The 20964-nt window shown below is 61.3% G+C and carries 23 protein-coding genes and 1 tRNA gene; 7 read left to right on the top strand and 17 right to left on the bottom strand.

What is annotated here, in order from left to right; all coding sequences use genetic code 11:
* Positions 1–27: 27 nt before the first annotated feature.
* The 6 genes from ABRP64_RS05835 to ABRP64_RS05810 all read right to left on the bottom strand — a co-directional run bounded on the left by ABRP64_RS05835 (position 28) and on the right by ABRP64_RS05810 (position 5018).
* Positions 28–231, bottom strand: coding sequence for a DUF4244 domain-containing protein (locus ABRP64_RS05835; RefSeq protein WP_349865793.1), 204 nt, complete (start codon positions 229–231; stop codon positions 28–30).
* Positions 232–289: 58 nt separating this feature from the next.
* Positions 290–913, bottom strand: coding sequence for a type II secretion system F family protein (locus tag ABRP64_RS05830; protein WP_284785463.1), 624 nt, complete (start codon positions 911–913; stop codon positions 290–292).
* Positions 910–1689, bottom strand: coding sequence for a type II secretion system F family protein (locus ABRP64_RS05825; RefSeq protein WP_349865792.1), 780 nt, complete (start codon positions 1687–1689; stop codon positions 910–912). The genes ABRP64_RS05830 and ABRP64_RS05825 overlap by 4 nt, the downstream gene beginning before the upstream one ends.
* The gene (locus tag ABRP64_RS05820; RefSeq protein ID WP_349865790.1) at positions 1682–2884 is read right to left on the bottom strand and encodes a TadA family conjugal transfer-associated ATPase; all 1203 of its coding nucleotides are present in this window, start codon (positions 2882–2884) and stop codon (positions 1682–1684) included. Before ABRP64_RS05820 ends, ABRP64_RS05825 begins: the two co-directional genes overlap by 8 nt.
* A complete protein-coding gene (gene ssd / locus ABRP64_RS05815) occupies positions 2881–3951 on the bottom strand; it encodes a septum site-determining protein Ssd (protein WP_349865788.1) in 1071 nt (356 codons plus the stop codon). The genes ABRP64_RS05820 and ssd overlap by 4 nt, the downstream gene beginning before the upstream one ends.
* 350 nt (positions 3952–4301) lie before the next feature.
* On the bottom strand, positions 4302–5018 hold the full coding sequence (locus ABRP64_RS05810; protein WP_349865786.1) for an oxidoreductase: 717 nt from the start codon (positions 5016–5018) through the stop codon (positions 4302–4304).
* 126 nt (positions 5019–5144) lie between these two features.
* Between ABRP64_RS05810 and ABRP64_RS05805 the strand changes: the two genes are divergently transcribed.
* Together ABRP64_RS05805 and ABRP64_RS05800 are read left to right on the top strand one after the other, a co-directional pair.
* Complete coding sequence (locus tag ABRP64_RS05805; protein ID WP_410757377.1) at positions 5145–5648, top strand: phage holin family protein; 504 nt, start codon at positions 5145–5147, stop codon at positions 5646–5648.
* Positions 5649–5726: 78 nt separating this feature from the next.
* Positions 5727–6665, top strand: a complete 939-nt coding sequence (locus ABRP64_RS05800; protein WP_349865784.1) for an alpha/beta fold hydrolase — start codon at positions 5727–5729, stop codon at positions 6663–6665.
* A 62-nt stretch (positions 6666–6727) separates the two neighbouring features.
* On the opposite strand, the gene ABRP64_RS05795 is transcribed toward ABRP64_RS05800, so the two are convergent.
* From ABRP64_RS05795 to nth, 4 genes are all read right to left on the bottom strand, one after another.
* Entirely contained in the window at positions 6728–7924 is a 1197-nt protein-coding gene (locus ABRP64_RS05795; RefSeq protein ID WP_349865782.1) for a MarP family serine protease, read from the bottom strand.
* 62 nt (positions 7925–7986) lie between these two features.
* Positions 7987–8688 carry an NUDIX hydrolase gene (locus ABRP64_RS05790; RefSeq protein ID WP_296088703.1) on the bottom strand — a complete coding sequence of 234 codons (702 nt, stop codon included), beginning with the start codon at positions 8686–8688 and terminating at the stop codon, positions 7987–7989.
* A complete protein-coding gene (locus ABRP64_RS05785) occupies positions 8685–9275 on the bottom strand; it encodes a TlpA family protein disulfide reductase (protein ID WP_349836990.1) in 591 nt (196 codons plus the stop codon). The genes ABRP64_RS05790 and ABRP64_RS05785 overlap by 4 nt, the downstream gene beginning before the upstream one ends.
* A 4-nt stretch (positions 9276–9279) precedes the next feature.
* Complete coding sequence (gene nth / locus ABRP64_RS05780; protein WP_349857605.1) at positions 9280–9933, bottom strand: endonuclease III; 654 nt, start codon at positions 9931–9933, stop codon at positions 9280–9282.
* A gap of 341 nt (positions 9934–10274) precedes the next feature.
* Here nth and glxR point away from each other — a divergent pair, with 341 nt between their 5' ends.
* Positions 10275–10958: a CRP-like cAMP-activated global transcriptional regulator GlxR gene (gene glxR / locus ABRP64_RS05775; RefSeq protein ID WP_005276495.1), complete on the top strand. Its 684-nt coding sequence runs from the start codon at positions 10275–10277 to the stop codon at positions 10956–10958.
* An 85-nt stretch (positions 10959–11043) separates the two neighbouring features.
* On the opposite strand, the gene ABRP64_RS05770 is transcribed toward glxR, so the two are convergent.
* The 4 genes from ABRP64_RS05770 to ABRP64_RS05755 form a co-directional block, all read right to left on the bottom strand.
* A complete protein-coding gene (locus tag ABRP64_RS05770; protein ID WP_284770742.1) occupies positions 11044–11859 on the bottom strand; it encodes an MBL fold metallo-hydrolase in 816 nt (271 codons plus the stop codon).
* Positions 11860–11877: 18 nt separating this feature from the next.
* Positions 11878–12336, bottom strand: coding sequence for a RidA family protein (locus tag ABRP64_RS05765; RefSeq protein WP_284770741.1), 459 nt, complete (start codon positions 12334–12336; stop codon positions 11878–11880).
* Positions 12337–12495, bottom strand: a complete 159-nt coding sequence (gene sp36 / locus ABRP64_RS05760) for a Sp36 family protein (RefSeq protein ID WP_126318073.1) — start codon at positions 12493–12495, stop codon at positions 12337–12339.
* A 91-nt stretch (positions 12496–12586) separates the two neighbouring features.
* On the bottom strand, positions 12587–12910 hold the full coding sequence (locus tag ABRP64_RS05755) for a WhiB family transcriptional regulator (protein ID WP_005276491.1): 324 nt from the start codon (positions 12908–12910) through the stop codon (positions 12587–12589).
* A 145-nt stretch (positions 12911–13055) separates the two neighbouring features.
* Here ABRP64_RS05755 and ABRP64_RS05750 point away from each other — a divergent pair, with 145 nt between their 5' ends.
* Positions 13056–15527, top strand: coding sequence for a transglycosylase domain-containing protein (locus ABRP64_RS05750; RefSeq protein WP_349865780.1), 2472 nt, complete (start codon positions 13056–13058; stop codon positions 15525–15527).
* A 3-nt stretch (positions 15528–15530) separates the two neighbouring features.
* On the opposite strand, the gene ABRP64_RS05745 is transcribed toward ABRP64_RS05750, so the two are convergent.
* Positions 15531–15995 carry a GatB/YqeY domain-containing protein gene (locus ABRP64_RS05745; protein WP_349865778.1) on the bottom strand — a complete coding sequence of 155 codons (465 nt, stop codon included), beginning with the start codon at positions 15993–15995 and terminating at the stop codon, positions 15531–15533.
* Positions 15996–16038: 43 nt separating this feature from the next.
* Here ABRP64_RS05745 and ABRP64_RS05740 point away from each other — a divergent pair, with 43 nt between their 5' ends.
* Both ABRP64_RS05740 and ABRP64_RS05735 read left to right on the top strand, forming a co-directional pair.
* Positions 16039–16926, top strand: a complete 888-nt coding sequence (locus tag ABRP64_RS05740; protein ID WP_284770738.1) for a metallophosphoesterase — start codon at positions 16039–16041, stop codon at positions 16924–16926.
* 67 nt (positions 16927–16993) lie between these two features.
* A tRNA-Pro gene (locus ABRP64_RS05735) sits at positions 16994–17067 on the top strand.
* A gap of 64 nt (positions 17068–17131) precedes the next feature.
* On the opposite strand, the gene ABRP64_RS05730 is transcribed toward ABRP64_RS05735, so the two are convergent.
* Together ABRP64_RS05730 and ABRP64_RS05725 are read right to left on the bottom strand one after the other, a co-directional pair.
* The gene (locus tag ABRP64_RS05730; protein ID WP_296088729.1) at positions 17132–18496 is read right to left on the bottom strand and encodes a CitMHS family transporter; all 1365 of its coding nucleotides are present in this window, start codon (positions 18494–18496) and stop codon (positions 17132–17134) included.
* Positions 18497–18849: 353 nt separating this feature from the next.
* Positions 18850–20313: a hypothetical protein gene (locus ABRP64_RS05725; RefSeq protein WP_349865776.1), complete on the bottom strand. Its 1464-nt coding sequence runs from the start codon at positions 20311–20313 to the stop codon at positions 18850–18852.
* Between the two features lie 84 nt (positions 20314–20397).
* Between ABRP64_RS05725 and ABRP64_RS05720 the strand changes: the two genes are divergently transcribed.
* Positions 20398–20952, top strand: a complete 555-nt coding sequence (locus ABRP64_RS05720) for a hypothetical protein (protein WP_349865774.1) — start codon at positions 20398–20400, stop codon at positions 20950–20952.
* The last annotated feature ends 12 nt before the right edge of the window (positions 20953–20964 follow it).

Below are 20964 nucleotides of genomic sequence, written 5' to 3'. Positions count from 1 at the left end.
TCCTTTCTTGTGTTCTAGTGCGCCCGGTTAGCTCGGGGTATTCGACAGCGCATCGGTGATGATTCCCTCGATGGCATCGACCACGCCGCCGCCGTTAATGACCATGTACAGCACGCCGGCAAGTGCCGCAGGCGCAAGCGATCCCATGGCGTATTCAATGGTGCTCATCCCCTCATCGTTGCGGACGAGGGCGCGGGTGAGCTGGGAGTACTTAATAAATAGTGCAGACATAATGGGAAGTCCTTTCTTATAAGGTGTGGTGGTTGAGTAGAAGTGAAAAATGGTGCATCTAGAAAAGCTGCGCGCCCAAGCTGATCACTACGGGCGCGAGGCCTAGAACGATGAATGCTGGCAGGAAGCACACCGCCAGCGGGAGGGCAATGAATACTCCTGCGCGCTCTGCTTTAGCCGTAGCGTGAGCAGATGCTTCGGCGCGCAAAGAAGTACAGATTCGCGTGCATCCGGCGGCTATGGTGGCGCCGGATTGGCCCGATAAGATGACAAGCCCCGCCACGTCCTCTAGTCCCGCATGGCCCTTCATGTGGTCCCATGCAGATTCCGTGGGCACGCCAACTCCCAGGAGCGCGGATACCGTCTCCCACAAGTGCTGGGTATCGGCCTCTGCCGTACGCGCGACCGCCGTAGCAGCGGCGTGCACCGTCAGGCCCGCACTCAGGCAAGCTGCGAAAAGTTCGATATCCCCGGCCACGAGGAGTGGATCCACGGTGCTAGAGGGCTGGAGTTTGCTCATCAATCCCCCGCGCACTGTTGCGCCATTGAGCTTTCTTGGGCCGGCGCGCGGGGTCTTCGCCGTGTGCTGCGCTGTGTTTTGTGCCGTAGAAGGTCCCAGCCGCCCCTTGGTGGCCGGCAGCCCAACGAGCACGGCCAGCGCTAAGCAAATAAAGGCCATCATGGTGCCGCCTTCCTGATGATGACGCGGGACCAGGCAAAGCCGCCGCAGGCAAGCCCCACCCCGATGACCAGCAGGATTCCGCCCAATCCGCCGCCGAGCAAGAAGCCAAGCGAATTAGCACCCATCGCCCCGCCCATGGCGATGCCCGCGATGGGAAGGCAGGCCAAGACCGTGGCTGTAGCTTGGGGTCCTTGCAGCCCGGCCGCGGTGGATTGGTGGTGGCGGCGCAGGGCATCCATCCTGCTTTGGGCCTGCTCAAAGAGGCTTGCCACCGCGATGCCGTGCTGTGTGGATAATTCGAGCAGGTGGCCTAACCGGGTAAGTTCTGCATCCGCATGGGCGCCAGAGAGCGCCACGTGTGGGGGCGCGCCGCGGGCCGCCGCGGTAGCGGTGGATTCTAAGGCCGCGCTCATATCCCGCGGCGTCGTCGAGGGAAGGGACTCCGCCCCGCGCGATAGCGCGCTTGCGAGGGTCGCCCCGGCGCGCAGATCAGCGGTGACGACCCCGAAGTATCCGGCTAGGGCCTCGCGGCCGCGCCGGCGCGTGCGGGCGGCCATGACGTCCTTGATATACCACGACACGCACCAGGCGATGATCGCCGCCGCGACCGCAATGCTTATCCGCCCAACCGAGAAGAAGACCAAGCTGCCGCAGAATACGGCGCCCAAAATGACCAAGGAGCTGGCCTTTATCCGGCTGTCCTTGCCAGCAATGCGGGATGCGCTCGAGGGCGCAGACAGCAAGAGGGCTGCGGCGAGCAATAAGAAGCTAAGCATCCGCCTGACCTCCTGCTTCTTCGCGCCGTTCCTCCAACAGCGCGGCGGAGAATTTCGCAAAGCCGGGGGCGGACCCCTCGGTTGCGCTCCAGACAATGCGCGGGGTGACCGGATTGCCCTCTAAGACGCCGATATGGGCCAGGCGCCGGCCGTGCGGCGTGCGCTCCATGGTGAGCACCACGTTGACGGCAGCCGCCAATTGCGAGTGCAGGGCGCTGCGGTCCAGGCCGCCGAGTGCGCCGAGGGCCTCCATGCGGGCGGGTACCTCAAAGAGGGAATTGGCGTGCAAGGTACCCGCACCGCCATCGTGGCCCGTATTCAGCGCGGCGAGGAGATCGACTACCTCTGGGCCGCGAATCTCACCGACGACGATGCGGTCTGGGCGCATGCGCAGCGCTTGCCGCAGCAATTGCGCCATGGTGATTTCCCCGCTGCCTTCAGCGTTTGCCCGGCGCGAGACGATGCTCACGCAATGCGGGTGGTGGGGTGATAGCTCCGCCGTATCTTCGATGACCACGATGCGCTCGCGCTCGGATACGGTTCCCAATAGCGCCGAGAGCAGCGTCGTCTTGCCGGAGCCGGTACCTCCGATAACGAGGAAGGACACTCGCTTTTTCACCATCGCGGCAAGCAGCTGGCTGATGTCCTCCGGCACGGTGCCATTGGCCACCAACTGCGGCAGGGTGGTCTGCGCCTGCCGCAATACGCGCAGGCTAATGCACGTTCCGCCCACTGCGGGTGGGCTTAAAAGGGCATGCACGCGGAGCACGACGCCATCGGGGCGCGTGACGCGGCCATCGGCAAAAGGCTGGGCATCATCAAGCCGCGTGCCCGATGCCGCGGCCAACCGAGAGGCAAGCTGGCGCACCTCCCCATCGTTGCGAAAGGTGATATCGCTGCGCTCTAGCCCCTCTCCTCGGTCCATAAAGACGTGTTCAGGCCCGTTAACCACGACATCGGTCACGCCCTGCCGGGCCAATAAGGCATCCAGTGGCCCCATGCCGGTGGCATCTTGGCGCAAGCGCCGGAGCAGATCCACCACGGCGACATCACTGATAACCCCTGCTTCCTCCCGGATCCGCCGGGCCAGGCTAGGGGCGTCGTGCACCAGATCCGGCTCGGCGGCAATGACGCGCTGCATCTTCTCCATGGTCTTTTCCATGGTCTCGACCGAGCTATCCATCGCTGCGCTCATGCCCCTACCTCCTCGCGCACCGCACGGGCGGTCTTGGCCAGTGCTGCGGGAAGCCGGGCTGGGAGTCCACCGATCTCTATGCTGCGGGTGAGCCCGCGCACACTGGGCAATTGGGCACTGACTCGGTGGTGGATAATGTCTTCTACCTCGGGTGCGCTGAGAGCCGCCCACTGCCGTTGGCGCAGCACCACCACGATGTCGCGCCGCGCCTCATCCAGTCGCAGGATAAGTTGTGCGGCCGCCGCGGCCGATCGCACTTCCGCGGCCACCACCAGCACCACGTGCGTGCAGGCAGCCGGGATATTTTCGGCCGTGCAATCCACCACGCACAGGCCCTCGGCCGCGTGCGCCGCAGACGTCACCGCCGCCAAGAGCGTGGCATCCAGCTTGAACGAGTCCTTGACCGTGCTGCGCGCTGCGGATAGAACCGCTATGCCATCAGCGGTAGAGGGCAAGGCGCGGTAAAGGTCGGCGGCGTCAATGCTGCCATCGCCAATGTTGAGCTCCGGCCAGCGGGCACCCGGCGCGGTTTCCACGCCGAGGAGGAGATCGAGGCCGCCGGAGTGCGCGGTGGCATCGATAAGCAGCGCTCGCGCCTGCTCACTCGCCGTGCAGTGGGATCGCGCCAAGGCGGCAGCAAAGGTGGAGGTGCCTACCCCTCCGCTGGCGCCCACCACCGCGATGGTGGCGGTACCGAGGCGATCTTCTGGCGGGTGCGCCGCCTGGGCAATAGCCGCCAGCAACTCTTTAATTTCCGCGGGGATAATAAAGGCGCGGTCCGCATGGCAGGCAAGCGCCGCTTCATAATCGATGGGCCCCGGATCCGCGGCGAGGAAAAGCACTGGGACGGGCGTGGTCTGTGCGGCTTGGGCAGAGGCGATAACGCGCGCCATGAGCGCGTCGACCAAGACCGTATAGGCCCCGGCGAGGCTGCGCGGAATATCGCGGGGATCGGTCACCGTAATAACCTCGTGGCTGGTCGCGGCGGCGGCATGGACCGCCTCGGCGCGCAAGGCTTCCTCGCCAATGGCGACGACGATGGTGGAGCGAGAGTGTGCTGTATTCATGCCCCCTAGCCTGAAGCACCCGCTCCAGCTGCACTAGAGACGTGCCTTCCCGCCTGTGGATAAATGCGCGAAAGTTACCACTTAGTACCCGGTTAGTTGCATTTTCAACAAAGTCTTGTGGATAACCGTAGATATAGGTGACGGCCCGCGCATCGGGGGGTGCGCGCGGGCCGTCAGTAACCCGGCCTCGGGGGGCGAGCCGGGGCAGGCCGCACAGTATATCGGGGCCTTGCACCGATTATTATGACACGTTCATTACCCGATCACAACAGCTAAGAAAAACTATCTACCTGCACGGCCCTGACCTGCACCGAATGGATGTTCACTGCCTACCGGGGACGGGCGTACGGTTAAGCGGCGCGGACGATGGCATCGGCTTCTTTGCCACCTACCTCCCAGGCGGAAAGGTGAAAAAGCACCACCTCACCAGGCTTGTCGCGGTAGTTCGCGCGGCACTCGCGGTAGGCCTTGGATTGGCGGTGGAAATACACCTCTGGCACGGCGAACCCGCGGGGATCGAAGCCGGTGTGTATGGCGGCCAGGCGGGCGGCAATCCGCGCCACCACGCCGCTGCGCGGGCCAAAGAATTCACCGGCCGCGATTTCGGCGTGCACGACGCTCGGCAAAAGGTCGCGGAACGCAGGGCCGCTGCCCTGCGCAATCAGGCGCGCGAGGCCCTGCAAGCGCGCGCTATCGCCGCTGGGGATCCCGTTTCCGCCGGCGGCGACGTCGATGCGCGCGAACACTTGCAGCGGCGCGCGGGCAAAGGAGCGGACGGTGGAATCTACCACCTCAGGTGCTGCCACGGAATACGCGCTGACCGCGCCGGCGAGCGGCCCGCTTTCCACATCGCCTGGGCCAGGATGCGGGGGGATGGCGTGCCCATCCAAGGCCACGCTGGCGCGCGCCCCGCGCATCAAGGACTCCGCGGAGATGACCTCATACCTGCGCAGCCCGGCGGGCCTGCGGTGGGCGCGCGCGATGGCAGCCGCGGCCTTTTCCGCACCTTCTTTCACCCCCGGGAGGCGAAATAGCGGGGATAACGCGTCATTTTCTGGCATATACATTAGGATAGCCCTAGACGCCCCGAGCCCCGAAGACCCCTGTGACTGGCGCGGCACCATAAAACCGCACTGTTTCTATTATCATTGGGGCCGTTACAAGGTTTAGATGAAAAACGAGGAGAATTAATCGTGAGCAACGATGGACTATTTACTGACGGCACCGATCAATTCGCACCAAAGGTTAATTCGATTCCTTTGAGCGATGTAGATGCATCGTCCTCCGAAACCTCCATCGGCAAGTTGGTCTCCAATGCCACCGAGCAGATGTCCCAGCTCGTGCGCTCTGAGGTAGAGCTGGCCAAGACGGAGCTGGCGCAGTCCGCCAAGAAGGGCGGCATCGGCGCCGGCTTCTTCGGTGCAGCCGGTACCATCGCGCTGTACAGCTCTTTCTTCTTTTTCTTCTTCCTCGCTGAGCTCCTCGCCCTCTGGCTGGAGCGCTGGGCTGCCTTCTTGATCGTCTTCCTCGTGATGATCGTGGCGGCCGGTGTCCTCGCTCTGCTCGGCGTTAAGAATGTCAAAAAGGTTAAGGCCCCGCAGAAGACCATAGATTCCACCAAGGAACTCAAGAACCTGATTCCGGGTAAGGCGCAGAAGTCGCTGGACCGGAAGGACACTCACGGCCTGTACACCTAAACCGCACGCACCATTAGATCCGCCTCAGCCTTTCCTGGGGCGGATTTTCTGTACACATAGAAAGGCGCCTTGTCCTCCATGGCCTTTGCACCATTTCCCCCCTCCACGGTTGAGCTGGAAGGACCCTTTGCGCACGAGTTTGTCCACACCCGGGGCATCCGCCTGCACGTGGCCATAGCGGGCGATAGCGCCGATCCCCTCGTCGTTTTTATTCACGGCGCATTCGGCGGCTGGTTCGATTTCCAGGAGGTCATTGGGCCCCTCGCCCAGAGCGGGTACCACGTCGCCGCGGTGGATATGCGCGGCTTTGGCATGTCCGATAAGCCGCCCATCGATCCCGGCCAGGATATCCGCACCTTGGTCGGGGATCTGGATGGCCTCATCCAGGCATTGGGCCACGATGATGCCTATGTCGTCGGCGCCGATACCGGTGGCGCGGTGGCCTGGTGCCTGGCCGCCGAGCGTCCCAATCGCGTGCGCGGCTTGGTTTCGGTCTCGGCCGCGCACCCAGTTGATATCCGCCGCGCCATCGCCGCGCGCCCTTGGGACTTTGGGTGGATGATCCTGCGTTCCCTCCTCTGCCACCTACCAAAGGTCACCCGCGCGAATACCCTGCTGCTCAGCCCCCGGGCCTACCGCAAGGAGCTCAGCCTGGATACGGGGCCCGCGCTTGCCGATGCCACCCTAGAGTCCATCCTTGCCCTGCGCCTGCGCGCCTCCCAGATTGGCAAGGTGCGCCGCGGGATCCTGTGGAACCACCGGATGCGCACCGCCGTGGTGCCCTTGAACTGGTCCGAATTAGCCGTCAAACGCCCCGTCCTTTTCATCCACGCCCAACAGCGATTGTGGAACCCCCTTATCCAGAGGGCCTCCCTCCGCGCCCGCGCTGGTTTTAGCGCCACCTCGATTCCAGGTGCCAAGAACCTGCCCTTCCTCGAGGCCCCCGAGCAGTTCGTAGACGAGCTGCGCCGCTGGCTCGACGCAGTAGGTGACCGCGCGAGCGCGTGCGGCGCGTAGGGCGCGTGGGGCGCGTAGGGCGGCGCGTGGGGGACATACCCCACGCGGATCTAGTACGAAAGCTAGTGCGCCACGCACTCGCCCGTTTCTACCGGGCGTTTCAACTGGGTGACATCCCCAATGTGGCCGATGACCTCGTCTGCAGTCAGCGCGTATCCGGTCTCAGAATCATCCACTGAGGCGCCGAAGATAACGCCCAAGACCTCGCCCGCGGTATTGACCAGGGGGCCGCCAGAATTGCCCTGTTGGATATTGCCGCGCACCGTATAGGAATCGCGCTCTACCCGGCCTTGGGAGTAGATATCTGGCCCGGCGATGGTGATGCGATCGCGCACGCGGGCCATTTCCGCATTAAATGGGCCGGAGTGTGGGAAGCCCATGACCATGGCATCGTCGCCGGTCTGGGCCGGCTGCTGCGCCCACGGCAGGGGCTGGATGCCCAAATCCGGCGCGTGCAAGACGGCGATATCGACCTCTGGGTTGTAGTAGACCACCGTGGCGTCTTTCAGCCCTAGCTTCGTATCCAACCTCACCGTTTGGGTGCCGGCCACCACGTGAGCATTGGTGACCACATAGTCATTGTCCACCACGAAACCGGAACCCATGAGGCGGCGGGAGCACTCTTCGGCATCGCCAAGCACATGAATGATAGACGGGCGGATGCTGCGCACCAGCTCCGGATCCTGCACATCTGGGGCGGGGTCCTCGACGTCCTTGCCGCTGATGGAATTTTCCCAAGGCGAGACCAAAGGCGGAAGCCCGGATTCATTGAGCATCGCCGCCACGCCATTGGGAAGGGAAGCCAGGCGCGTCGGGGCGGCTGCGTTGAGGTTGCTCAGGATGCGGGAATCGCGCAGCCCCTGCCCCGCGGATCCGCCCAAATTGGTGGCCACGGGAATGGAAATCATCCAGATGACGATGAGCGCGATGAAGGACTGAAAGACCGCGCCGAATAGCGAATCTATCCGCTGGGTGCTGCGCGCCTTCATGCGGTCGCGCACGCTGGTGCCCAAGGAGGAACCAATGATCTGCCCAATACCCACCAGCAGAACCAGGATGCCCACGAGCAGGAGCAGGCGCAGCGAAAGCTCCTCCACTGTGCGCAATACGCTGGGGGCTACGGCGATGCCCACCACGAGGCCCGCGCCCACGCCGATGGCGGAGAGTACCGCGGCAAGCGCACCATTGCGCCAACCACTTAGCAATGCTGCTAATACGGCAAGCACAATCAGGCCGTCAACAACGAGCGCAGCAGTCATGGCTTTGGTTCTTTCTCGATCGAAATCTCGTGCGTCCTCCGGCGCCTTTAGCGCACGGGCAATTAGGACATCTTCTCATTATTGCGGGACTTTTTGAGGGTGTCACGCAGGTCTATGACCGAATTGTTATCCCACGGTACGCTCCACCCAGAATGATCCAATAATGCTGCCAGCACCCCGGCAGTAAAGCCCCAAATCACGTAGTCATTGGCATAAAACGCCGGGCCTTGCCACTGCTTGAATCCCACCAGCAGGCGGTTGCGGGGGTCAATGAGCTCCCTAATCGGGACGAAGAACACATCATCGGTCTCCGCCGGGCTAGCGGGATAGACCTCGCCCGGCTCCGCCCAGTGGGCCAAAATTGGGCTTACCGGATTCCCCGTGGCGCGAATGTGCAGCTGTTCCCACTGCTCTAAGGGCGTGACCGTGTGGCGCTGCAGGTCGGTTTCCTCCCACGCCTCCCGCAGGGCGGTATCTACCAGCGAGGTATCGCCCGGATCCCGCCGGCCGCCGGGAAAGGCAATCTGCCCGGAATGCGAGCGCAGGGACGGCGAGCGGTGCGTAAGCAAAATTTCGCCATCCTCCACGCTGTTCCCGCTAAGCAGCATCAGCACCGCGGCTTCCCGCTTGACTGGCACTTCTTCCTCCGAGCCATTGAGCTGGGATGCTTGCCGCTGCCCAATAAGCTCCTGCACCTGACTCGGATCGACGCCCAGCGCGGGTTTTATCCACTCGGGCGCGTATTCGGGCCATAATTTACTCATCCGGCAAGCGCCTCCTCAACCGTCTTTTCGATCTCGGCCGCAGAGGTAAACGGCTGCGCCGCCTGCTTGATCACTTCCCCATCGCGGAGAATGACGGTCACGGGAACCACGCCCGGCAGGCCCAACGTGCCCGCGAAGCTATTATCCGGATCCTGGAAGCTCGGCAGGTCTACTCCAACATCGTTAAGGAATGCAGCCCCGTTGCCGGCATTTTTATCCGCGTGCACCCCAATGACCTTCCAATCAGGGTGAGATTCCGCCACCTCGTCCAAGTAGGGCAATTCCGCGCGGCACGGCTCGCACCACCACGCCCACACGTTGGCGATGGTAATTCCTTCATCCGCCTTGTCCCCTTCGCTTGCATCATCGCCGCCCAGGCACTCCAGATCCACCCCGGCGATGGGCCCCGCGGGGCAATCTGGGCGCTCTGCTACGTCCTGGTCGCCCGCAGATCCCGAGCCCGCGCTAGGGGCCTGCGCCGAATCGCCCGCGCCGGTGTCATCCCCACGCAGCTGCATGACCCCCACGACCACGAGGACAGCGATGACAATGGCCGCAATGACGGTGCCGAAGACGTATTTTTTCATACCGCTAGCTTAATGCAGCCGGGCACAGATCCCGCACCACGCAATTCCCACACTCCGGGTTCCGGGCATGGCAGACCCGCCGGCCATGAAAAATGACGCGGTGGGAAAACATCGTCCACTCGGCCTCTGCAATGAGCTTGGCGATGTCCCTTTCTATCTTCACCGGCGTCTTCTCCCCCGTCAGCTCCAGGCGCTGCATCAGGCGGCTAAAGTGCGTATCCACGGTAAGGCCGGGCACCCCGAAGGCATCGCCCAGCACCACCAGCGCCGTCTTGCGGCCCACCCCAGGCAGGGAGGTCAGTTCCTTTACGGTCTGCGGCACCTCGCCGTCGAATTCAGAAACTAGGCGCTCACCAATGCCCATGAGATGCCCCGCCTTTGCCCGCTGAAACCCCAGCGGGCGCAGGATTGCCTCCAGGTCCTCCCGCCTGGCCGCCGCATAATCGGCCGCAGTGGGATAGGTGCGGAAAAGCTCAGGGGTTACCGAGTTCACGCGCGCATCCGTGCACTGCGCGGAGAGCACCGTAGCCACCAAGAGCTGGAGGGGAGAGTCAAAATCGAGCTCGCACTGCGCATCGGGGTGTTCGCGTGCCAATCGCTCATTAATGACGGGCGCTCTCTTGCTCGGGGCCGCGGTGGCCGACAGTGATGAACTCATGCCGCCAAACTTAGTAGGATAGGAATACATGATTTCACTTGTTATTTTTGTTCCGCTCGGCATCGCCCTTTTCGCGCTCCTCATGGAAAAATTGGAAGCGATTGTCTTCGCGGATTAATAGAAAACGCGCTGGCTGTAACGCTGGGGGCGTAAGTGATCCCATTTCTGTTATGTGAACGAAACTAGGGCAGTACCCAAAAGTGACGAACTGCACTGTAAAATGGGGTACGCTAAAAATTGACCCCGCTTGTTCCGCATTAGCGTGCCTCCCTGGAGCCCGCAAAAGGATGTGGCCCAAGCACTTTAGTGACTTTTCGCAGTCGACATCCAAGGAGTAAAACGTGGAAGGCGTACAGGACACCCTCTCCCGCGCCGGAATCTTCCAAGGCGTTGATCCCGTAGCAGTGCAGAATCTTCTCGAGCAGATGGAGACAGTGCGCTTCCCGCGCGGTACCACCATCTTCGATGAAGGCGAGCCTGGTGACCGTTTGTATATCATCACCTCCGGCAAGATTAAGCTCGCCCGCCACGCCCCGGATGGCCGCGAAAACCTCCTGACCGTGATGGGTCCTTCCGATATGTTCGGTGAGCTCTCCATCTTCGATCCGGGCCCACGCACCTCGTCTGCCGTCTGCGTGACCGAGGTTCAGGCCGCCACCATGAACTCCGAGCTGCTGGATAAGTGGGTAAGCGATCACCCCGCCATCGCCCAGCAGCTGCTGCGCGTGCTGGCCCGCCGCCTGCGCCGCACTAACGCAAATCTGGCGGACCTTATCTTCACCGACGTGCCTGGCCGTGTTGCCAAGACCCTGCTGCAGCTGGCTAACCGCTTTGGTGTCCAGGAAGGCAGCGCGCTGCGCGTCAACCACGATCTCACCCAGGAAGAGATTGCCCAGTTGGTCGGCGCTTCCCGCGAGACCGTCAACAAGGCCCTGGCTACCTTCGCCCACCGCGGCTGGATTCGCCTCGAGGGCAAGTCCGTGCTCATCGTCGATACCGAGCACCTCGCCCGCCGCGCGCGATAAAACCAAAAATCCCCTCCGCCCCCGTGCATAAGCACTAAGGGTGGAGGGAATATGCGTTTTAGCAGGCTTCCTGCCGCGCCGCGCGTTAGCTGTCGGTACCGTCGAGGTACTTCAACGCGGTGCGCGTAGATTGCTCGGCGGCATGGCGCAGCACCGGATCCACATCGTCATACATTTCATTGACCAAGGTGGTCAGGTCCACGTCATCGCCCAGCCGGGAGCGGATTTCCCGGATCTGATCCAAGCGGTAATGGCGGCGGTCAATGTACTTGCGCGCCACCTGCGAGGTATCCTCCAAATCCGGCCCGTGGCCCGGGAAGAGCGGAACATCCTTGCCGCGAGATTCCAGCACATCCAGGGCATGCAGGTAATCGGCCAAATCGCCGTCGGTTTCAGAAAGCAAAACGGTGTGGCGCCCCGCGATGGTATCGCCGGTAACGATGCCTTCTAGCCGAGAATTTTCTACCTCCCCGCTCCACACGAAAAAGGACGTGGAGTCCGCAGTGTGGCCCGGTGTATGCAGGACCTCCAGTTGCGGGGTGATGCCCTCCAAAGTCAGGATTTCGCCCTTCTGCAACGCCTCCGCGCCATTGCAATAGCTAGGATCAAAGGCACGGATAGGTGCGCCGGTCATCTGCCGGAGCCGTTGCGCGCCCGAAGCGTGGTCATCGTGGCGGTGGGTAAGCAGAATTAAAGCCACCTCACCGGCATGGCGATGCACAACGTTGAGGTGGCCTTCATCCTCCGGCCCCGGGTCTACGACGATCGACCGAGAGTCTTCAGCGGCGCTGATAATCCAGGTATTCGTGCCCTCGAGGGCGGTATAGCTGGGATTATCACAAAGAACTACGCCGACGGATTGGCTTACGGGACGCAATTGACTGTATGCGGGGTGCTCCATGCCTACCAGCCTAACCGATCACTCAGCGATCTCTACGATCAATTCGATCTCCACCGGGGCATTCTTGGGCAAGGCGGCAACGCCGACTGCAGAACGCGCGTGCGTGCCAGCCTCGCCGAATACCTCCCCGATGAAATCCGATGCCCCGTTAACCACCGCGGGCTGTTCTTCGTAGCTGGGATCCGAGGCCACGAAGCCAACGATCTTGATCACGCGGGAGATATTGTCCAGCCCGATCTCTGCATCAACGGCCGCCAGGGCGTTGAGGACGGCGGTGCGGGCCTGTTCTTGGGCCTGCTCCGTGGTGACTTCAGCGCCGACCTTGCCGGTCACCGGCAGGGAGCCATCCACCAAGGGAAGCTGGCCAGAGGTCCATACCTGGTTGCCCACGCGCAGTGCGGGCACATAGGAAGCCAGAGGCTTAGCGACGCCCGGCAGCTCCACCCCTAGCTCTTTCAAGCGAGCGGAAAAGCTCATTTACTCTGCCACCTCGCGCTTGAAGTAGGCCACCACGTTCTCCGGGTTGGGGCCAGGGGTGATGGAGACCAATTCCCATCCGTCTTCGCCCCAAGAGTCAAGGATCTGCTTGGTGGCGTGGGTCAGTACTGGTGCGGTTGCGTATTCCCATTTAGTCATGGGGTTCATTCTAGCGATTTAATACGACTTATGCCGCCCCTATTCCGCAGCGCTGTCGCCACTGCGAGGACAGTCACACCCCCTGACCGCCTTAAATGCCGACGAGTTCGCCACCCTTAGCCAGGTAATTGGCCCAGTCCGTGATGTGGGGGTTCTTGCGCAGGAGCGCGCGGCGCTGACGCTCGGTCAACCCGCCCCACACGCCAAATTCCACGCGGTTATCAAGGGCGTCTGCGCGGCATTCCGTTAAAACGGGGCAGTGGCGGCAAATGACGGCGGCTTTGCGCTGTTCAGCGCCGCGTACGAATAATGCGTCTGGGTCCTCATTGCGGCACTTTGCTTGAGTGACCCACTCACCACGCTCGGGATTTCGGGCTGTATTGGACATCCCCGCAGTCTTCACTCGAACGGTCATGGGTGAGTGTTCTCCTTCCCAGACGGAATACTATGTACCGAGACCTGAGTCTATTCACTAGAACGCGAGATTGTCTACGAGGTCACACTTTAGGGGGTGCAGGTCACCTTCCCCATTGCTAGGCAGACCACGTAGGGTATTGGGCGTGACTGTCTTCAAATCTTTGTCCAAGATAGCCCTGTCCACGGTCTTGGTAGCCGCGCTCATCGCGCTCGCGCTTGCCCCCTTCGCGGGCATTTCCGGCGTGGCGATCGCCCGCACCAACCAGACCATGCAATCGGACCTGCAAGACCTAACAGCGGGCAATATCCCTGGTGTTACCACGGTGCAGGATGCCTCGGGCAAAGATATGGCCTATGTCTATAGCCAACGCCGCCACCCCGTAAGTGGCGATGAGATTTCGGACGCGATGAAAAACGCCATCGTCTCCATTGAGGACGAGCGCTTTTACGAACACGGCGGCGTTGATCTCCAAGGCAATTTCCGCGCCCTGTGGACCAACCTCACCTCCGGCGGGGTATCCCAGGGCGCGTCCACCATTGACCAGCAGTACGTCAAGAACTACCTCCTGCTCGTCTCCGCACAAAACGATGAAGAACGGGCCGCGGCGACCGAGCAATCCGTCACCCGCAAGTTGCGTGAAATGCGCATGGCAACGCAGATGAATGAGGAATTGGATAAGAAGGAAATCCTTACCAATTACCTCAACTTGGTCTCTTTTGGCAACCATGCCTACGGCGTGGAGGCCGCCGCGCGGACCTACTTTGATAGCCACGCCGCGGACCTCACGGTGCCGCAGGCGGCGATGCTGGCGGGCATGGTGCAGTCCTCAGAGCGCCTCAACCCCTATACCAATGAGGAAGAGGTGCTTGACCGCCGCAACGTCGTGCTGCAGTCCATGGTGGATAACGGCTATCTGGAGCAGGCGGATGCGGATGAGTATAAGGGGGAAGAATTGGGCGTCGGCAAGCGGCCCAATACCTTGGACAATGGCTGCATCGGCGCAGCTGATCGCGGCTTTTTCTGCGATTTTGTGCTGCAGTACCTTGAGGAAAAGGGTATGGACCAAGATCAGCTTGCCAACGGTGGATATACCGTAAAGACCACGTTGGACCCGCAGGTGCAGGATACGGCGCTATCTGCGGTGCAGTCGCGCACCAACCCGAATGCTCAGGGCGTCGCCGAGGTGATGGACGTTATCGAACCGGGCACGTCAGACCGCAAGGTCTTGGCCATGGTCTCTTCCCGTGCGTACGGGCTGGACCAAGATAATAATGAAACCCTGCTGCCGCAGACCAACTCCTTGGTGGGCAATGGCGCCGGCTCGGTTTTTAAGGCCTTTACCGCCGCGGCCGCCCTCGAGGCTGGCTACGGCATTAAGAATACGGTGGATGTGCCCACCCGCTATGAGGCCGAAGGCCTTGGCCACGGCGGCGCCGATAACTGCCCCGCCAACCGCTACTGTGTGGAAAACGCGGGCAACTATAAGGCCACGATGACGCTGCAAGAGGCCTTGGCCCACTCGCCCAATACGCCATTTATCAAGCTCACCGAACAGGTTGGCGTGGCACCCATCGTGGATATGGCGGTGCGCCTCGGCCTGCGCTCCTACGACGAAAAGGGCACCTTTGATAAGGACACTTCCATTGCGCAGCGCACAAAGGACGCCAATTCCGGTTCCTTTACCCTGGGCCCCAACCCGGTAAATCCGCTGGAACTATCCAATGTCGGCGCAACGATTGCCTCCAATGGCCGGTGGTGCGAGCCCAATCCCATTGACGAGGTCCTGGACAAGAACGGCAACGAGGTCTACCTCAAGGAGACCCCGTGCGAGCAGGCGGTAGACCAGGATGTAGCCCACGCCCTGGCCAATGCGCTGTCTGAAGATGCCACACAGGGAACCGCCAAGGATGCCGCCCAGGCTGCTGGCTTTAGCTCCCCCATCGCCGCCAAGACCGGTACCACCGAGTCCAACCAGTCCTCGGCATTTTTGGGATTCAACGACGGACTCGCCGCCGCTCCTTATATTTATAACGACGGCACCGATACCCAGCCGCTGTGTACCTCACCCGTGCGCCAGTGCACCGGCTCCGGCAACCTCTTTGGTGGCTTAGAGCCCGCGCAGACATTTTTCACCATGGCATCGCAGCTGCCGCAAGCTACCCAGGGCGGGCTGCCCAACTACAACAAAAAATACGATGACGGCACCACCGGAGATAAATTGCTCGATAGCTTGCGCGGGAAAAACGAGTCACAGGCCCGCAGCACCCTTGAGGCCAAGGGCTATGTGGTAAAAACCTCCCGCGTTGTCGGCGGGGATGTTCCCTACGGCCGAGTGGTGCGCGCGATTACCGGCAAGGATGGCAAGAAGGACGGCGCCGAGATTACCCTGCAGCTTTCCGATGGCACCTCTGCCACCCAATCCCCCTCCAGCGGCGTAGGCAGTGCGAATACGACCGGCACACAAAATAACACCGGTAGCGGGAACACTACCGGCGTGAGCAACTGGGGAGGAAATAACGGCGGCGGATTGAACCTCAGCCCAGAGGACTTTGGAATCCGCCAGGAAGATATCGATAACTTCCGCAACGATATCCGCAATCTCCTCGGCCGCTAAAGATTAGTTAAGCTGGCCTTTTACCTCCGCGGAAAGGCGCTTGCCGTCGGCTTGGCCGGCGGCTTTTGCATTAGCAACCTTCATGACCGCACCCATCTGCTTCATAGTGGGTGCTTCGCCGTTTTCTTTTTCAACCTCAGCAATTGCTTCTTCTACCAAAGCCTTAAGCTCCGCATCATCGAGCTGGCGCGGCTGGTAGGCCTCGAAGAAGGGGACATCGACAAGCTCAGCCTCTGCCAATTCCGGGCGGCCATTTTCTTCATAGACCTCTGCGGACTCGCGGCGCTTTTTAATCTCGCGCGCGATGACCTTGAGGATATCTTCATCCTCCAGCTCGTGGCGGGAGCCAGTGGTTTCTTCGGCCTGGATTGCCGCGAGCAGCGCGCGAATGGCGCTGGTGCGCTGCTTTTCCTTGGTCTTCATCGACGTTTTCAGATCTGCTCGGATAGTATCTTTTAGCTCGCTCATGCCTTTCAATATACGTCCATTTAAGGCAGGTAGTGTAGAAGCTGTGAAACTTCAACGGATTCTTGGCGGCGTCGCCGCAGGCCTAGGTGTTGCTGCTTGGGGCTTTAGCGAGCTCACGAAATTCGAGCTCAAGGAATTTACCCTTCCACTCCTTCCCAAGGGCACCCTGCGCGGCGAAGAAGAGTTCCGCCTGCTGCACATTTCTGACCTGCACATGATCCCGGGACAGCAGACCAAGATCGATTGGGTCTCCGCCCTCGATGCGCTGGAGCCAGACCTCGTGGTCAATACCGGCGACAACCTCTCCGATAAGCAGGCCGTGCCCGATACCCTGCGCGCGCTCGGCCCGCTGCTCGCCCGGCCCGGCGTCTTCGTGTTTGGCACCAATGATTATTGGGCGCCGCGCCCGGTCAACCCCTTCAAATACCTACTGGGTAAAAAGCGCGAGCCCTCCTACGTTGACCTTCCTTGGCGCGGCATGCGCGCGGCCTTCGTGGAGCACGGTTGGTACGACGGCAACCAGGCACGTCACGAGTTCAAGGTGGGCAATGTTCGCCTTGCCGTGGCCGGAGTGGACGATCCGCATCACGACTTGGACGATTATTCCGAAATCGCCGGCCCACCCCACGAGGATGCCGATCTATCGCTTGCCCTGCTCCACGCCCCCGAGCCGCGCGTGCTCGAAAAGTTCGCCGCCGATGGTTACCAGCTCTCCCTTTCCGGCCATACCCACGGTGGGCAGGTGTGCCTGCCCGGTTCGCGCGCCATCGTGACCAATTGCGGCATCGACCGCCCGCGCGCACAGGGCCTGCATGATTTCGGCCCTATGAAGATGCACGTCTCCAATGGCTTGGGCACGTCCAAATTCGCCCCGGTGCGTTTATTCTGCCGCCCCTCGGCCACCCTGCTGAGGATCACTGAGGTGGACTAGACCTGCCGTTTTGCCGATCGCATTCACCGTGCGTTAAAGTATTTCAGTACTGCTTTTAAGCAGTGACCGGGATATGGCGCAGGTTGGTAGCGCGCTTCGTTCGGGACGAAGAGGTCGCAGGTTCAAATCCTGTTATCCCGACAGTAGCCCGCAGGAAACTGCGGGCTTTTCCATGCCTACAGGGCCCTTGGATTCCAGGGCCCGCTTAGGCCAGCATTCCGGTAAAGAAGGCGATGGCGACGAGGATGATGGAAAATACCCATGCGATGGGGAAAGCTATCTTGAGGTACTTGCCCATCTGACCGTCCGCCAGTCCAAGCGCCAGCCACAGTGCTGGCGAAAATGGGGAGACGAAGGTTCCCACCACGTTGCCGATAATGAGGGCGCTCGCAGCGCCCATACCGCTGACGCCGAAGGACTCCACCGTGCCCTGGACGATGGGCAATACCGAGAAGTAATACGCATCGGTGGAGGTCAACAGATCTAGCGGAACCCCAAAGAATCCCACGATGACGTGCAGATACGGCGCCACTCCTTCCGGGAGAATATTCACCAGGCTCAGCGCGATTTCTTCTAGCATCTTGGTCTCATTGAGCACGCCCAAAAACATCGCGGCTGCAATGATCACTCCGGCCATGGACAAGGCGTTGGGGGCGTGACGCCGCAAGGCATCGCCCTGCTCCATCGCGCCATCGAAGTTCACTACCAAGGCAATGGTGGTAGCAATAAGGAACGCGGGTGCCGGTGGCAGCAAGCCCGAAAGCAGGGCTGCGAGCACGGCCAAGGCAACGACGATATTCGCGATAGTAACCCACCGGGATTTCCGGTACCTGAACCCGAGTTTTTGTTGTTCCTCAGCCTGCTTGGCGGAAAAATCATCCGCCAAGGAATTCACGTCCACTGAGATGGTGCCCTTAATCTCGCCGCTTTCCTGCAGCTTGGCTAAGCGGCTCTTTTCGCGCCACCCCAACAGGGCGGCAATGGCGAAGATGAGGACCACTGCCACACCTTGGATGGGCAATAAGTGCAGCCAGATATCGTTCGGGTCTTGCTCAACCACCGCACCGGCACGCCCCAGTGGTCCGCCCCACGGGACCATATTCATCACCGAAGCGGCTAGGGCCACGATGGTAATCAGCACATAACGCGACATGTGCAGCGCCCGGTACAGCGGCAGCAATGCGGGAATCGTAATAAGGAAGGTCGTGGAACCCGATCCATCGAGGTGCGCCACGATGCCGATGGCGGCCGTGCCTATAGTCACGGCCATGACATTGCCGCGGGTCGCCTTGATGAGGCTGCGGATCACCGGGGTAAAAAGCCCCACATCCTGCAAAATGCCGAAGAAAATGATGGCGAAGATGAACATCACCACGACGTTGATGACAGAACTTAAGCCTTCGCCAAAGAAATCCGCGATATCTTCTACCCCAAAACCGGCTATCACAGCGCCGAGGACGGGCACCAAGGTCATGGGAATAATGGGATTAACGCGGCCACGGATGAGGATTCCCACCGTCACAAAGATGATGGCCAGTCCCATCAGGGTCAGCCCTAGGGAGGTCTGCATTGCGCTCCTTTAAAAGTCACTGGCGCCCGCATGGCGCACGCCATTAGCCAAAAGACGTATGGCTAATGCTAAACATTGCTGTGTGGTAGCGCACATTCCTGCCGTGGGCCGCATTTATCAACCCTGGCCCGCCGTGAATATATACCTTTGGGTAAAAACGGGAAACGACGCGGCGCCCCTACAGCACCGCGTCGCCCCTATTCCCTATCACTCACAACGGCGCAAGCCGTTCGCCTACCCCCTAAGTAGGCGGTGTGAGCACTAGTAAGAATAACACTCCTCGTATTCCAGCCATAGCGCTGGCAAACCATTGCCAGCTTTATACAAGCTTTTGGCCATTTAAGTATTAAATTTCAGACTTTAGCGGCTGTTTTTGGGTTCTCCCTGGCAGGCACGAGCCATTTCACTGCACTCAGACCTACAAGAGTGATAGCGCCCAAAACGGCAAGGCCGGTCCACAGCACCACTGTCTCACCATCGTTGCCCGCCACGGTGACGGCGGCCGTTGTCCAGTTGAGCGGCAAAAGGTTAGCTACTACCTGCCATACCTTGTCCACCCCGGCGATGGCCGCGGATTTCCACAGCCACCCCCCCAACGCGGTCTGCCCAATGCCAAAGATCGCGGCGAGGATCGATCCCACGGTCATGCCACACAGTTCGAGCAAGCCACGCACGATAAGCGCGGAGGACAGGGCACCCAAGAATAGGGCTCCTCCGGCGGCCACGGCGGCGATGGGGGTAAGGCCGATGGACAAGACGAAGAGCAGGATCTCCCCGATGGCCACCGCTGCCAGCGATCCGCCGAGAACCATCAGCCACGGGCGGAATCCCAATTTCCACGCCACCCCGGCCGCGGATCCAGCCAAGAGGACGAGCGCGGAAATGAGCATGGCGATGACCGGGCTCAGCTGGCGCGCATCTTCCTCTGCAGCCACGTGCGCGGGAGGCAGGGCGCGCTGCACCTCCCCCAGGTTCGATTGGTTTTGTTCGGCCATGCCGGTGAGCTTGCCGGCGCCATCGTCAAGCTGGCCCACCCCATCGAGCGCCTCATCCACGCGGCTATTGAGCTCCGCGATGGACTGGTTGAGCTGCTGCGCGCCTGCCACAGCCTGGTTGATGCCATCGTGATAGGCATAACCGCTTACCGCCAGCTGATTGGAGAGATCGCGCGAGCCATCCTTCAGCTTTTTCAACTCCCCGGTCAGGGATTCATCGAGGCGGAAGTTTTCCACCTGCTTGCGCAGATCTCCCAGCTGGGAGCGGACTTGTTTCGCTTCCTTGGAATCATTTCCCTCCAGGTCGCGCACCGTACCATCGATGGCTTCCAAGATTTGGCCTTGGACGGCCCCCAGGCCCACGACCTGGTCGACGGCCCCGCCGACGGTATTTGCCAGTTCCGTCGCCCCTCCGCCGAGGGTATTGGTCCCGGACTGCAGCTGGTTAAGGCCCGAGACCAGCTCTTGCGAGCCGCCGGCGAGCTTTTCGACGCCCTCGCCTAATTCCCCGGCACCCTTATCCAGCTCACTAGTACCCTTGTTCAAGCGATCCGCGCCGGATTTCAGGATGCTGGCCTGCGCTTGGGCGCGGCTGGCGGCCTCGGCGGCTTCCTTAAGCTCCGGCGATGCCGAATTCGCCTGTGGTGCGCCATAAGGCTGCGCGGCGCTCGACCACGCATGCGCCGGTTCCCACTGCGCCCAGGCCGCCACTGCGGTACCAACGATAAGCGGTACGGCGAGCAATACGAGCAGGAAGAAGTTGCGCCACCGCGAAGAGCTCGCGGACGCGGTGGGCGCGGTCGAGGCAAGGCGTTTGGTCATGCTAGTAACCTATCGCTGCAGGTCATTCCCTTTCCGCAGGCGCGCCGATCCCCACGCATAACAAAGAGAATCTACTATTAAGACATGCCTATCCCCCTGAAATCCCCGTTCTCCCGCACGCTAGCGTGCGCGGCCGCGTTTCCGCTGTGCATGGCATTGGTGTCCTGCGCCGATGATGCCGATACCTCCGCCCGCCCCAGTGAGCCCCAGTTTTCTGATGCCGTGGCGCAATCCAGTTCCGGATCTGCAAGCTCCGCGGAAGGCACGGCAGCCACTACAACCGATGCCCCTGCGACCTCACCCAAAAAGACGCAGGCACAACAACCCACTCCAAAGGAAGTCACGGTCACCACAACCACCACGCAGGCCAAGGGCGATTGCTCCCCCGCGTCCTTTGCTCCCGTTGTTCCCAAAATGGACAACATTGTGGTGATAGATTGTGACGGTGCCTGGGCTCACTTTGGCAAAGACCAAACAGATTGGACCGTATGGGCGCGTTATAGCGATGGCGAGTGGACGGCCATCCGCGCGATCGGACAAGCCACCTCAGGGATGAGCGAACCGTGTTATGACGTGGACAAATGGATCAAGCAGGGCGCTCCTATCTTTGTCTCAGACAATATGCGCCGCTGCGATTAATACCGCCTAACG

Origin of the sequence: Corynebacterium sp. KPL4015, assembly GCF_040225725.1 — a bacterium.
Lineage (GTDB): Bacteria > Actinomycetota > Actinomycetes > Mycobacteriales > Mycobacteriaceae > Corynebacterium > Corynebacterium rhinophilum.
Note: the sequence above shows the minus strand (reverse complement) of the source record. Positions and strands in the feature narration are given on the sequence as shown.

Coding starts and splice junctions, on each gene's coding strand:
- nth (WP_349857605.1), bottom strand. CDS start 9,933: ATGAGTTCATCACTGTCGGCCACCGCGGCCCCGAGCAAGAGAGCGCCC.
- ABRP64_RS05830 (WP_284785463.1), bottom strand. CDS start 913: ATGATGGCCTTTATTTGCTTAGCGCTGGCCGTGCTCGTTGGGCTGCCG.
- sp36 (WP_126318073.1), bottom strand. CDS start 12,495: ATGACTAAATGGGAATACGCAACCGCACCAGTACTGACCCACGCCACC.
- ABRP64_RS05725 (WP_349865776.1), bottom strand. CDS start 20,313: ATGACCAAACGCCTTGCCTCGACCGCGCCCACCGCGTCCGCGAGCTCT.
- ABRP64_RS05755 (WP_005276491.1), bottom strand. CDS start 12,910: ATGACCGTTCGAGTGAAGACTGCGGGGATGTCCAATACAGCCCGAAAT.
- ABRP64_RS05770 (WP_284770742.1), bottom strand. CDS start 11,859: ATGGAGCACCCCGCATACAGTCAATTGCGTCCCGTAAGCCAATCCGTC.
- ABRP64_RS05810 (WP_349865786.1), bottom strand. CDS start 5,018: ATGTATATGCCAGAAAATGACGCGTTATCCCCGCTATTTCGCCTCCCG.
- ABRP64_RS05745 (WP_349865778.1), bottom strand. CDS start 15,995: ATGAGCGAGCTAAAAGATACTATCCGAGCAGATCTGAAAACGTCGATG.
- ABRP64_RS05730 (WP_296088729.1), bottom strand. CDS start 18,496: ATGCAGACCTCCCTAGGGCTGACCCTGATGGGACTGGCCATCATCTTT.
- ABRP64_RS05820 (WP_349865790.1), bottom strand. CDS start 2,884: ATGAGCGCAGCGATGGATAGCTCGGTCGAGACCATGGAAAAGACCATG.
- ABRP64_RS05825 (WP_349865792.1), bottom strand. CDS start 1,689: ATGCTTAGCTTCTTATTGCTCGCCGCAGCCCTCTTGCTGTCTGCGCCC.
- ABRP64_RS05790 (WP_296088703.1), bottom strand. CDS start 8,688: ATGAGTAAATTATGGCCCGAATACGCGCCCGAGTGGATAAAACCCGCG.
- ssd (WP_349865788.1), bottom strand. CDS start 3,951: ATGAATACAGCACACTCTCGCTCCACCATCGTCGTCGCCATTGGCGAG.
- ABRP64_RS05800 (WP_349865784.1), top strand. CDS start 5,727: ATGGCCTTTGCACCATTTCCCCCCTCCACGGTTGAGCTGGAAGGACCC.
- ABRP64_RS05835 (WP_349865793.1), bottom strand. CDS start 231: ATGTCTGCACTATTTATTAAGTACTCCCAGCTCACCCGCGCCCTCGTC.
- ABRP64_RS05795 (WP_349865782.1), bottom strand. CDS start 7,924: ATGACTGCTGCGCTCGTTGTTGACGGCCTGATTGTGCTTGCCGTATTA.
- ABRP64_RS05720 (WP_349865774.1), top strand. CDS start 20,398: ATGCCTATCCCCCTGAAATCCCCGTTCTCCCGCACGCTAGCGTGCGCG.
- ABRP64_RS05765 (WP_284770741.1), bottom strand. CDS start 12,336: ATGAGCTTTTCCGCTCGCTTGAAAGAGCTAGGGGTGGAGCTGCCGGGC.
- ABRP64_RS05785 (WP_349836990.1), bottom strand. CDS start 9,275: ATGAAAAAATACGTCTTCGGCACCGTCATTGCGGCCATTGTCATCGCT.